A 12,264-nucleotide genomic window follows, 5' to 3' on the forward strand; every position below is an offset into this window, starting at 1 on the left:
AAGGCTTTATAAAAAAGCCTTTTTTTGTTTTAATCGTTATTCTCAATCATCTTATACGCATCAATTACTTTTTTGACTAATCTATGTCTTACAATGTCTTTGTCATCAAGATAAATAATCCCAATTCCATCGACATCTTTTAAAACCAATAAAGCTTCTTTAAGACCAGAAATGGTTCTTCTAGGCAAATCGACTTGACCCGGATCACCAGTAATCATGAATTTAGCACTTTTTCCCATACGGGTTAAGAACATTTTCATTTGGGAATGCGTTGTGTTTTGAGCTTCATCCAAGATTACAAAAGCATTATCCAACGTCCTTCCGCGCATGAATGCCAAAGGTGCAATTTGAATAATTCCCTTTAGAATATAATCCTCCAGTTTTTCGTTGGGTAACATATCTCTCAAAGCATCATACAAAGGCTGCATATAGGGATCCAGTTTTTCCTTCATATCACCAGGAAGAAAACCAAGGTTCTCCCCTGCTTCTACTGCCGGACGCGTGAGTATGATACGTTTGACTTCTCTTTCTTTCAGCGCCTTAATAGCCATGGCAACTCCTGTATAGGTTTTACCTGTTCCTGCAGGTCCGACGGCAAAAACCATGTCATTTTTTGCCATAGTGTCCACCAACAATTGTTGATTGGCAGTCATTGCCTTAATGATCTTCCCACCTACACCATGCACTAATATTTTATCTTGCCCTTGGAATTTTCTTTCTTCCTGACCATCTCCAAGGATAACACGTTCAATTACATTGTTATCAATATTATTGTATCGTGAAAAGTGCACCATTAACCGTTGAAATCGTTTTTCAAACTCGTCTAAAACCTCTTTTTCTCCAAAAGCTTTTAAGGTTGTTCCCCGAGCAACAATCTTCAATTTTGGGTAGTACTTTTTAATTGTTTCAAGATGAGTGTCTTGAGCGCCCCAAAAGTCTTTTGGAGCGATGTCTATGAGCTCGATTATTCTTTCGTTCAAATGAGGTAGTTTTAAATTAGAATTAATTTTTTTATAAATCAATTGGCTGTCGGGTATATTTCTAGTTTTTAAATAGAATTTGTTTTTTGTTTTTCGTTTTTTTGAGTTTACTATTATTAGCTTTGCACTTCTCAAATTTAATAAAATTAGGTTTACATAACACCAATAGTTATAAACAAATTTATGTCAATAATTACCCTTACTACCGATTACGGCTTGAAAGACCACTTTGTAGGTGCGTTGAAAGGGAAGATATTATCTGAGTATACCGAGGCATCCATTATTGATATTTCGCATGACATTGACCCATTCAACACTGTAGAAGCAAGTTACATTATTGGCGCATCCTATGCGAGTTTTCCAAAAGGTACTGTTCACCTCATTGGAGTCGATATGGAATCGAATAAAGAAAATCAACATATCGTCATGCAATGGAACGATCATTATTTTATTGCCGCCGATAATGGAATTTTGAGTATGCTTTCGCAAAAGATTGTTCCGCAAAAAATGGTTGCCATTAATATTCATGACCGTTTACATAATGAAGCTACTGATCTTGATGTTTTTGTAAAAGTAGCTTGTCATATTGCCAAAGGTGGTTTAATGAACGTGATTGGTAAAGAAATAAACAGCATTAAACAAGTTACCGACTTACAGGCCACAATAGCTCTTGATGGCAATTCCTTAAAGGGACACGTAATTTACATTGACCATTTTGGAAATGTAGTGACTAATATTACTAAAAAATATTTTATTGAAGTGGCCAAAGGACGACCTTATGAGATTGTATTGAAAACCAAAAATATAAAAACCATTTTGCCAAATTATTCGGCGATTGCGAGTTCTGATAAATATCCGATTAAATATTATGAAGGGGAGAAATTAGCTATTTTCAATGAAGCTGGTTTTCTAGAAATTGCCATTTTCAGAAGCAATCCTTCTAAAGTAGGTTCTGCAAATAGTTTACTTGGGTTGAATTATAGAGATATTATAAATATAGTTTTCCGTTAGCAATGTTCAGTAATCCATTCAAAAATCTAAAATCGTTAATCCTCAATCTTAAATCCTAAATCAAAAATGTTTGTACGAATAGTAAAATTGAGTTTTCATGAGGAACATATTCCTGCTTTTTTAGAAAACTTTGAGTTAATGAAAGATAAAATACGAAATGCTCCTGGAAATCGTTTTTTAGAGCTGTATCAGGATAAAAACAACAAAAGCATTTTCTTCACTTACAGTTATTGGGAAACCGAAGCCGATTTAGAAAATTATAGAAATTCTGAACTTTTTTATGATGTTTGGACATTCACCAAGAGATTATTCAACGACAAACCGGAAGCTTGGAGTGTGGATAAATTAGTTACTTTGGTTTAAAGTTTTTTAGTTTAAAGTTGAGCAACTTTGAACCTTAAACCTTAAACTTTTTAAACAAAAAACAAATGAAATCAATAGTATTACGAGAAATAAAATCCTTTTTTGGTTCGCCCATTGGCTATTTGGTTATTGCCATTTTTCTAATTATAAATGGATTGTTCTTGTGGGTTTTTGAAGGAGATTACAATATTTTGAATACTGGTTTTGCTGATTTGACTCCGTTTTTCACATTAGCGCCCTGGATTTTAATTTTCCTGATTCCTGCAGTAACCATGCGCAGTTTTTCGGATGAGAAAAAACAAGGAACATTAGAATTATTGTTGACGAAACCTTTGAGTATTTGGCAAATTGTAAACGGGAAATTTCTTGGAGCTTTACTTTTAATTGTAATGGCAATCATCCCAACCTTTATTTATGTAAAAGTAATTTCTAGTTTAGGAATGCCCGAAGGAAATATTGATATGGGAAGCACGATTGGTTCTTATTTTGGATTATTATTCCTGATTTCTGGCTATTCTTCTATTGGAATATTTACTTCAACCCTTTCCGATAATCAAATTGTAGCCTTTATTGTAGCTGTGTTTTTATGTTTCTTTCTCTACTTTGGGTTTGAAGGTTTGGCTACTGTTGCACCAACAATTTCAACCTTTATTTCAGCTTTAGGAATGCAAGATCATTACAAAAGTATGAGTCGAGGCGTAATAGACACTAGAGATATTATCTATTTTGTAAGCATTACAGTTGCATTTCTTTCTTTTACTGTTTATAATCTAAAATCTTTTAAATCGTAATGAATACAGCTAAAAAAAACAATCTAAAATCCGTTGCAATCACTATTGCTGTTTTATTGCTTTTGAATTTGATAGGAAGTTCGTTTTTTCATCGTTTTGATTTAACCAAAGATAAAAGATATACCCTTTCCCCTACTTCGTTGAATATTATCAAACAAGTAAAAAATCCTTTGTCCATAAAAGTCTATATGCAAGGCGATTTACCAGCTGAATTCAAACGATTACAACAAGAAACCAGACAATTACTGGAAGAATTTCAAGCATATAACAAAAATATTATTTTCGAATTTGTGGATCCATTGGAAAACAAAGACGAAAGTATGGACAACATAAAAGAGTTGTATCGAAAAGGATTGACTCCAATAAACATTACAGTTGACGACAAAGGAAAACAATCCCAAGCAATGGTTTTTCCTTGGGCAATTGCTGTTTACAATAATAAAGAAGTCAATATTCCTTTGTTGAAAAACAGAATGGGCGCTTCGACTACCCAAAAAGTGATTGGTTCCGTACAACATCTGGAATATTCGATTGCAGATGCCTTGAATAAAATTACTAAAGAAAAACAAAAGACAATCGCTGTACTAAAAGGGAACGGTGAGCTTCAGGATGTATTAATGGCTAAGTTTCTGATGCAAGTGAGAGAAAGTTATCATATTGGCCCATTTACATTAGATTCGGTTGCAAAAAATCCAATAGGGAGTTTAGAAGCTTTAGAAAAATATGACTTGGCAATTATTGCTAAACCAACCGAAACTTTTTCGGATGCGGAGAAACAAGTTTTAGACCAATATATTATCAACGGTGGAAAAACATTGTGGCTTGTAGATCAAGTTGCTGTTGAAATGGACAGTTTATACAACTCAGCCGGAGCTACTCTGGCATATCCCAGAGATTTGAATTTGAATGATATGTTCTTCAAATACGGTATCCGAATCAACCCAGATTTAGTAAAAGACGAACGTGGAAGCCCCATAAAACTAGCTACCGGAGAACAAGGAAGTGCTACTCAATTTCAGGAATTTAATTGGAAATTTGCACCTCAGGTTTATCCTAACAGTACGCATCCGATTGTGAAAAATTTAGGCGGAATCAAATTTGATTTTGCCAATCCTATAGATACGTTGAAAAACGAAATTAAGAAAACGATACTGTTACAATCATCCCAATATTCGAAAAAAACAGGCACACCAACAGAAATAAATTTAAATAGTGTTACCGAAGAAACTTCACCCGCTGATTACCTGAATAAAGGAAATATTCCACTTTCGGTTTTATTGGAAGGTTCGTTTCATTCGATGTTTGAAAATCGAGTTTTGCCTTTTGACCAAAAAACATTTGAAACCAAAGGAAAAGACAATAAAATGATTGTAGTTTCTGACGGAGATTTGATTAAAAATCAATTGGATAAAAACTTTCAACCCGTAGAATTAGGTTATGATCAAAGATCTGGAAATTTGTATGACAATAAAGATTTTCTCATAAATTGTGTCAATTACCTATTGGATGACAACGGACTTATTAACATTCGAAGCAAAGATCTTGATTTGCCATTATTGGATAAAGAAAAAGTTTATGAAAACTATACCGTTACACAATTCATAACTATCGGGCTTCCAATTCTAATTTTGGTGCTTTTTGGTGTTCTATTTACTTTCCTTCGAAAAAGAAAATACAGCAAGTAGATGTTAATAAAAAAGTTTCCAAACTAGAATTGTTTACGATATATTTGTAAAATGTATCGTATTTTGAATATAGAGAAATACGTTAAAAAATAAAACAAAACAGATGAAATTTATAGTATCGAGTTCGTACTTATTGAAACAATTACAAGTTTTAGGTAACGTTATCAACAGTAGTAATACTTTGCCTATTTTAGATAACTTTCTATTTGATTTAGATCACAATGTGCTAACGGTTTCTGCTTCTGATTTAGAGACTACAATGTCAGCTACTTTAGGAATTGATTCGGAGAGTAAAGGAAGTGTTGCTGTCCCTGCAAAATTACTTTTGGAAATCCTTAAAACATTCCCTGAGCAGCCATTAACTTTTACAGTTGAAGAAAACAGTACGATTGAAATCAGTTCCAATTCCGGAAAATATGCTTTGGCTTATGCTCCTGGTGCTGAATTTCCTAAATCAGTAAACTTAGACGACCCATCTGTAACACTTGTTCCTGCTGATGTTTTGGCAACAGCCATAAGTAAAACAATATTTGCTGCCGGAAACGATGATTTACGTCCTGTAATGTCTGGTGTATTCTTCCAATTTTCGCCACAAGGATTGACTTTTGTAGCAACCGATGCGCACAAATTAGTAAAATATGCGCGTACTGATGTAACGGCTTCGCAAGTGGCTGATTTTATTATGCCAAAGAAACCTTTGAACATCTTAAAAAATATTCTTGGTACTTCGGATGCTGAAGTTAAAATTGAATACAACGATTCGAATGCCACTTTTTCTTTCGATAATTATGTTTTAATGTGTCGTTTAATTGATGGAAAATATCCAAACTATGAAGCGGTAATCCCGAAAGAAAATCCAAATAAATTAATGATTGACCGTTCTCAATTTTTGAGCTCTGTTCGTCGTGTTGCTATCTTTTCGAATAAAACTACACACCAAATTCGTTTGAAAATCGCTGGCGCTGAATTGAATGTTTCTGCAGAAGATATTGATTACTCAAACAAAGCTGAAGAAAGATTGACTTGTGATTATCAAGGTGATGATATGCAAATAGGTTATAATTCTCGTTTCTTAACTGAAATGTTGACTAACCTACAATCAGATATGATTATGCTTGAAATGTCATTACCAAACAGAGCAGGAATCCTTACTCCTGTTGATGGATTAGAAGAGGGCGAAACAGTCACCATGCTTGTTATGCCGGTAATGCTGAACAGTTAACATTATATTTTGAATTTGTTATATTTAGATTTTTAAAATTCAAATATAATACTTACCATTGTATAACAATACGCTATTAACCAAACCATTTTTATATTTAAAAAACCGCAACTTCTTTTGAAATTGCGGTTTTTTCTTTTCAAATGCATCAATTTGTTAAATAACACCCATTTTTTTCATTAGGAACGTAGCACTTCTATTTTTACAAATACCGTCGCGGAGTTTGTAATCAAAATGCAGATCATCATTGATAATCTCCACTTCAAAACATTTGTTGGTGAGAACATTTGGATATTCATTTGTAGTCAAACAAACTTCGATATCATGTGTTGCAATTGCTCCAATAGCTTTTTTACCAATCACTTTTTTAACTACTTCTATGGTTCCGTTTCGTTTATCATCTGAATTGGTTCCTCGCAATATTTCATCTAATAAAACAAATGCGGGTCTGTTTTCTAACTCGTCCATAATTTGCTTTAAGCGTTTAATCTCTGCAAAGAAATACGATTCACTATCAGATAAGGAATCGGATAATCGCATGGACACTAAAACGGGTAACGGATGAACATTAGCCTGGCTGGCACAAACTGGTGAACCCATTCCTGACAAAACCATGTTAATTCCCAAACTTCTCAAAAAAGTACTTTTGCCTGACATATTCGAACCTGTCAAAATCATGAAGGACTCGGGATGAAAACTCACATCGTTCCCCACTCTAGTTTTATCATTTAGTAACGGATGACTTAAATTGGCGAAATCTATTTCAAAATTAGTATTCAATGTAGGATATACAAATTCCGGATTGTTATAGGAAAGATTAGCCAAACTATTCAACATTTCAAATTCACCTATAACTTCCAACCAATCTTCCAATGCTTCCGTATGGTCTTTTTTCCATTGAATCAGCCCTTTTAAAACATGAATATTAAAGAGAAAAGTACCGTTGAATACAATTCCAGTCACAAAATTCCCAATACTGTCCATTTTCGAAAATAAATCAGCTAATTCTTTTAAGTGAACACTTGCATTTTCTTTCTTGAATGTCAGTTTTTGTTGCAAATCAATTAATTTCTGAGATTCGAAAGATTCTGTCTCAATTTTCTGCATCAGTAAACCGTATTGATTAATGATTTTATCAATATCCGAGGAATTCGCTATTTCAATTTGAATTCGTTTAAAAAATTTGCCTAAAAAGCCTAAATTAAAAACAAATATATACGTCAGATAGGTTAAAAAAATGGTGTTTGATGTAACTAAATACCCAATAAAAACTCCTAGAAAAAGAAAAGGAGTAATAAAAGAAATCAACGCATTAGCTTTAGACAAAGGCATACTATTAAATTTACTCCATTGCAAAAGCGTTTCATAACTGGATTTCGTGTCATTACTTATTTTGGCCAAAGCCAAAAACTCTTGTCTCCAATCTAATTTTTTGGACAATTCTTTTACAGCCTTGTGATTTCTAATAATCTCCTCATTTGGCAAAAGCGTTAAAAGTTGTTTTGCCAATGTTTTTTTTCCAATGAATGTGGCGGTTCTATTCAGATTTTGAAACAAGGAATGCGCTCCAAAAATATCCAAATCATACGCGTAAGGATGATGGAAATCATTTAATTCCTGCCCGTTTTCAAAAGAAATCTTTTTTCTTTCCAAATAGGATATTTCATTTTCATTAATATCCAATAATGCTTGTTTGATTTGCTTTTGAAAAACTAACTTAGAATGAAAGCGCATCAAAACGAAAAATAATCCAAAAAAGAACACTGCCATAGCAATAAAAACAGCTCCGTTTGTTTTAATATAATAATAAAGGGACACTAAAAAAAGTACAATAGTGAGTAGCCGAAAAAAGCTAATACTATTGTACTTTTTATTGATTGCAGTTAGCGCTATTGAAAAGCCTTCTTTGTTTACTTTGTATACTTCCATAATTCATTTGATGAACTACAAATATAGTGCTTACAACAATAATTCATCCAACATAGAAGAAGGAATAATTGAATCTAATTCCTACAAATAAAACATCTTTAATCGATGTGGATAGCCAAAATTGGTATATCAAAATTAGGTGCCATTTTTTTTGTAAAACTTGGTTTAAACAATCCTTCAAAAAAGCCTCTTTTATAGGTAAGCATCGTTAACACATCGATGTCTTTGTAGAGAATAAAATCCAATATGGTTTCCTTTATTTCATCACTCGTAATAACAAAAAACTCTATGGGTTCTTGCATAAACTCGGTTTCCCATTTATCTATAGTATCTTTTGAAACATCAGAACTACTGGTTTTTACATAGAGACATTTCACTTTAGCATTCGTTTTCTTTGCAATATCCAACACTGTTTTAAGCGCTTTTTTATCTTTAGTTCTAAAACGGGTTGTAAAACCTATTGTTTGAATTTTTTTGAATTTAGCTTCTAATGGTACACATAGCATAGGAACATCAATCCCAATTATAGCAGAACCAGCATTGCTTCCCACAAAAAAAGCTTCCCATCCAGTAACGCCAGAGGTACCCATTACAACAAAATCAATTTTATCTTCTTTCACCGCCCTTTTAATATTAAAAAGCAAATCACCATCCATAAGCCTGTGCGACATTTTAATTTTGTCGAGATTGCGTTCTTCGGCTATGGCACGCAGTTTAGGAATTTCGTCTTTGAACATTTCAAATTGAGCTAACTCCAATGAATCATAAATAACTGCATAATTTTCAGGAAAAAACTGATTATCAAATACAGGCAAATCAAATGTGTGCAATAAAATGAGTTCACCTTGAACTATTTTTGCAAATTCTAAAGCATGCACAAATGCATTAGTGGCCACTTCAGAAAAATCTGTTGGAAATAGGATTCTTTTCATTTTATTAAGTATTAATTTAGTTCATTTATCAAAGTTAATTATAAAACCAAATATTTAACATGATAATTATCAGGTATTTATATTAAAAAAAAAACTTAAACTAAGATGTTGATTTAGAATCAAGTAAACTATTTCTATTCTAATAAATATTTCAATATATTTTATTCATGAATTGCTAAAATTGGCACGTCAGCATGAAAAGCTAATTTTTTTGAAAGACTGATTTGAAATAGTTTTTCAAAGAAATTTCTATGATATACAAGCATTGCAATTGTATTAATTTTATGCAATTCAATAAAATTTAAAATAATTCCCTCCACATCATTACTTACAATAGTATGGAGTGTTACATCCTGTTTTTCAACAATAGTTTTCCAATCGTCAGCAAAATCATTTTTAGCTTCATGCTGGTGTTGCTGAACAAACAAACAATCAATGTGTGCCTGAAATAAATGAGCTAATTCCATCACTTTCTTAAATGCTTTAAAGTCATTCGGCTTGAATTGTGTCACAAAAAGTATTCTTTTTATGGGTTGATATTGGCAATGTGACGGAATTGCAAATACAATCGCTTTAACATCATTCATGACTTTGGTGGTGACAGTACCTAAAAACGTTTCTTTTAACCCTGTTGCACCTTTAGTTCCCATAACTACAAAATCAATATTTTCCTCCTGTGTTAACTTTTGAATTTCGTGAATAAAATTCCCCATAACTAAAACATGGCTTGTCTTGATATGTCCCAAATTATTTTTTTCGGCTATATTTCTTAAAACAGGAACTTCATCTCTATAATTCTCAAAATTACTTAACTCCGTAACTTCATAAACTTCGTATAAGTAAGCCGAAAAATCTGCAAATTTAGGTTGTAACATTTGATACACATGCAACGTAATAATTTCAGCTTGTATCGTTTCAGCTAATTTTAAAGCATAAATAAAGGCATTATTAGAAACATCCGAAAAGTCAGTGGGAAATAGAATTTTTTTCATGACTCCTATTAATTTACTATAAATCAAATATTTACATAAAATTACGAAACAAATAATGAAATAATATCATAATTACCAGTTTGGCTTATTTTTAACTAAAAATAAAGTTAATGGTTTAATAAGCAGGTCTTGTTGCCACGTCAATTTTACTTACTTTTGCATAAAATTGAATAAAAATATGATTCCTCACGATTCCATAGTGGCACTGGCAACTCCTTCGGGAGCTGGAGCAATAGCAGTAATCCGAATTTCCGGAGATGATGCCATTACTATTGGTAATGCTGTTTTTAAATCCATTAAAAACAAAGATTTAACCACCCAAAAAACCCATACGTTACATTTAGGCCATATTGTAGATGACAACAAAACTTTGGACGAAGTATTGGTTTCAATTTTCAAAGGCCCGAATTCTTATACGGGCGAAAATACAATAGAAATTTCCTGTCACGGCTCTACTTATATCCAACAACAAATTATTCAGTTGTTGCTTCGAAAAGGATGCCGTATGGCAAATGCCGGAGAATTTACATTACGAGCATTCCTAAATGGAAAACTTGATTTATCACAAGCCGAAGCAGTTGCTGATTTAATTTCATCTGATAATGAAGCGTCTCATCAAATTGCGATGCAACAAATGCGTGGTGGTTTCTCTAATGAAATAGCTAAACTGCGTGAAGAACTGTTGAATTTTGCATCACTGATCGAACTCGAACTCGACTTTGCCGAAGAAGATGTAGAATTTGCAGACCGTACCCAATTTCATGAATTATTAAATAGAATCGAGTTTGTGCTAAAGCGTTTAATCGATTCGTTTGCTGTTGGGAATGTAATTAAAAACGGAATTCCTGTGGCGATTGTGGGCGAACCCAATGTAGGGAAATCGACGCTTTTGAATGCTTTATTGAATGAAGAACGCGCCATTGTCTCAGAGATTGCAGGAACTACCCGTGATACTATTGAAGATGAATTGGTCATTGGCGGCATTGGATTTCGATTCATCGATACTGCTGGAATTAGGGAAACGGAAGATATAGTGGAAAGCATTGGAATTAAAAAAACTTTCGAAAAAATAGAACAGGCTCAAGTGGTCGTTTTTCTTTTTGACAGCTCTGAGTTTAAAATTTCAGGACTAAAATTAAAAGTAGAATTAGAAAAAATAAAAAATCAGTTTCCACTGAAACCCTTAGTTATTATTGGAAACAAAGCTGATAAACTGACCGAAACTGAAATCCAAAATATCAAATCGGAGATTCCAGAAATCTTACTTATTTCTGCTAAAGAAAAACTAGGTGTTGAAGATTTAAAAAATCAATTGCTCTCGTTTGTGAATACAGGTGCTTTACGAAATAATGAAACAATAGTAACAAATACAAGACATTACGACTCCCTACTAAAAGCTTTAGACGAGATACAGAAAGTAAAATTTGGGCTTGAAACTAACTTATCAAGCGACTTGATGGCGTTAGATATTAGAGAAGCTTTGTATCAATTTGGGATGATTACGGGACAAGTAACTAATGATGAATTGTTAGGGAATATTTTTGCTAATTTCTGCATCGGAAAGTAGCAAAACAAAACATCACAAAACAACAACAAACAAACGAGTTAAAGTATTGACAAACAATATTTTAACTCGTTTTTATTTATATTTTCTTTTGGATAGTATGTATTATTTTGATTAGATTTGTATCTCAGTTGTACCTCATTTTTTGAGATACAAAAAAATATTTTTTTTGGCCAATTTATGGCACGTAGAGACACACATAGTCACAGTGGGACACCTAAAGTCACATTTCTATGAGTACAAACATTAAGATTACGCGCATCTGTGAATTCTGCAAAAATGAATTTACCGCACGTACAACAAGAACACGCTATTGCTCATTGGGCTGCAATAGCAAAGGTTACAAATCGATCGTAAGACAGTCGAAGATCAACCAAAGTAACAGGCAGACTGAGATTGCCAAGAACCCTGACCTAGAAATAGTAAAAGTGAAAGATTTCCTTAGCGTAAGCCAAGCAAGTATTTTATTTGGAATAAGCCAAAGGACAATTTACAGAATTATTGCAAGAGGAGAACTTGATGTTGCAAAATTCGGTACAAGAACTGTTATTAGACGATGTGATATGGATGCTTTTTTTTCCCTTCCATTAGATCAATCTATACTGCGTCCAACCCAAGAATTTCCGGGACTGGAGAATTGCTATACTATAACACAGATACAGCAAAAGTTCGGAATATCTGCAAATTCCAGTGATATTGACCACCCAATTCCAATTTAAAGTGACCACCTGATTCCAATTCAAAATGACCACCTAATTCCGGAGCAAAATGACCACCTCCATTTTTCATTAAAAA

At 33.1% G+C, this 12,264-nt stretch carries 11 protein-coding genes; 7 read left to right on the forward strand and 4 right to left on the reverse strand.

All coding sequences use genetic code 11. The annotated features are described in order from the left end of the window. Nucleotides 1-29: 29 nt before the first annotated feature. Nucleotides 30-980, reverse strand: a complete 951-nt coding sequence (locus tag ACM55H_RS17385; protein ID WP_416837718.1) for a PhoH family protein — start codon at nt 978-980, stop codon at nt 30-32. Between the two features lie 183 nt (nt 981-1,163). Here ACM55H_RS17385 and ACM55H_RS17390 point away from each other — a divergent pair, with 183 nt between their 5' ends. The 5 genes from ACM55H_RS17390 (at nt 1,164) to dnaN (ending at nt 6,052) form a co-directional block, all read left to right on the forward strand. After that, on the forward strand, nt 1,164-1,991 hold the full coding sequence (locus ACM55H_RS17390; RefSeq protein WP_416837719.1) for an SAM hydrolase/SAM-dependent halogenase family protein: 828 nt from the start codon (nt 1,164-1,166) through the stop codon (nt 1,989-1,991). A 66-nt stretch (nt 1,992-2,057) separates the two neighbouring features. Further along, nucleotides 2,058-2,354 carry a putative quinol monooxygenase gene (locus ACM55H_RS17395; protein ID WP_416837720.1) on the forward strand — a complete coding sequence of 99 codons (297 nt, stop codon included), beginning with the start codon at nt 2,058-2,060 and terminating at the stop codon, nt 2,352-2,354. Between the two features lie 65 nt (nt 2,355-2,419). Continuing rightward, entirely contained in the window at nt 2,420-3,145 is a 726-nt protein-coding gene (gene gldF / locus ACM55H_RS17400; RefSeq protein WP_416837721.1) for a gliding motility-associated ABC transporter permease subunit GldF, read from the forward strand. Beyond that, complete coding sequence (gldG, locus tag ACM55H_RS17405; RefSeq protein ID WP_416837722.1) at nt 3,145-4,830, forward strand: gliding motility-associated ABC transporter substrate-binding protein GldG; 1,686 nt, start codon at nt 3,145-3,147, stop codon at nt 4,828-4,830. Before gldF ends, gldG begins: the two co-directional genes overlap by 1 nt. A 103-nt stretch (nt 4,831-4,933) precedes the next feature. After that, nucleotides 4,934-6,052, forward strand: coding sequence for a DNA polymerase III subunit beta (gene dnaN, locus ACM55H_RS17410; protein ID WP_039107438.1), 1,119 nt, complete (start codon nt 4,934-4,936; stop codon nt 6,050-6,052). 156 nt (nt 6,053-6,208) lie between these two features. Here dnaN and ACM55H_RS17415 read toward each other — a convergent pair whose 3' ends face one another. From ACM55H_RS17415 to ACM55H_RS17425, 3 genes are all read right to left on the reverse strand, one after another. Continuing rightward, nucleotides 6,209-7,981 carry a MutS-related protein gene (locus tag ACM55H_RS17415; protein WP_416837723.1) on the reverse strand — a complete coding sequence of 591 codons (1,773 nt, stop codon included), beginning with the start codon at nt 7,979-7,981 and terminating at the stop codon, nt 6,209-6,211. A gap of 98 nt (nt 7,982-8,079) precedes the next feature. After that, nucleotides 8,080-8,913 (reverse strand): universal stress protein, encoded by an 834-nt coding sequence (locus tag ACM55H_RS17420; RefSeq protein ID WP_416837724.1) that lies wholly within the window; start codon nt 8,911-8,913, stop codon nt 8,080-8,082. 161 nt (nt 8,914-9,074) lie between these two features. Further along, nucleotides 9,075-9,905 (reverse strand): universal stress protein, encoded by an 831-nt coding sequence (locus ACM55H_RS17425; protein ID WP_416837725.1) that lies wholly within the window; start codon nt 9,903-9,905, stop codon nt 9,075-9,077. 178 nt (nt 9,906-10,083) lie between these two features. Here ACM55H_RS17425 and mnmE point away from each other — a divergent pair, with 178 nt between their 5' ends. Both mnmE and ACM55H_RS17435 read left to right on the forward strand, forming a co-directional pair. Then, complete coding sequence (mnmE, locus tag ACM55H_RS17430; protein ID WP_416837726.1) at nt 10,084-11,472, forward strand: tRNA uridine-5-carboxymethylaminomethyl(34) synthesis GTPase MnmE; 1,389 nt, start codon at nt 10,084-10,086, stop codon at nt 11,470-11,472. Between the two features lie 230 nt (nt 11,473-11,702). Further along, nucleotides 11,703-12,188 (forward strand): helix-turn-helix domain-containing protein, encoded by a 486-nt coding sequence (locus ACM55H_RS17435; protein WP_416837727.1) that lies wholly within the window; start codon nt 11,703-11,705, stop codon nt 12,186-12,188. Nucleotides 12,189-12,264: the final 76 nt, after the last annotated feature.

Origin of the sequence: Flavobacterium cryoconiti (genome assembly GCF_048158645.1) — a bacterium.
In the GTDB taxonomy this organism is placed as follows: domain Bacteria; phylum Bacteroidota; class Bacteroidia; order Flavobacteriales; family Flavobacteriaceae; genus Flavobacterium; species Flavobacterium cryoconiti.

Bases quoted from the DNA above. Each gene is read 5' to 3' on its own strand.
- gldF (WP_416837721.1), top strand. From the start codon at position 2,420: ATGAAATCAATAGTATTACGAGAAATAAAATCCTTTTTTGGTTCGCCC.
- ACM55H_RS17395 (WP_416837720.1), top strand. From the start codon at position 2,058: ATGTTTGTACGAATAGTAAAATTGAGTTTTCATGAGGAACATATTCCT.
- ACM55H_RS17420 (WP_416837724.1), bottom strand. From the start codon at position 8,913: ATGAAAAGAATCCTATTTCCAACAGATTTTTCTGAAGTGGCCACTAAT.
- ACM55H_RS17435 (WP_416837727.1), top strand. From the start codon at position 11,703: ATGAGTACAAACATTAAGATTACGCGCATCTGTGAATTCTGCAAAAAT.
- ACM55H_RS17425 (WP_416837725.1), bottom strand. From the start codon at position 9,905: ATGAAAAAAATTCTATTTCCCACTGACTTTTCGGATGTTTCTAATAAT.
- gldG (WP_416837722.1), top strand. From the start codon at position 3,145: ATGAATACAGCTAAAAAAAACAATCTAAAATCCGTTGCAATCACTATT.
- dnaN (WP_039107438.1), top strand. From the start codon at position 4,934: ATGAAATTTATAGTATCGAGTTCGTACTTATTGAAACAATTACAAGTT.
- ACM55H_RS17390 (WP_416837719.1), top strand. From the start codon at position 1,164: ATGTCAATAATTACCCTTACTACCGATTACGGCTTGAAAGACCACTTT.
- ACM55H_RS17415 (WP_416837723.1), bottom strand. From the start codon at position 7,981: ATGGAAGTATACAAAGTAAACAAAGAAGGCTTTTCAATAGCGCTAACT.
- mnmE (WP_416837726.1), top strand. From the start codon at position 10,084: ATGATTCCTCACGATTCCATAGTGGCACTGGCAACTCCTTCGGGAGCT.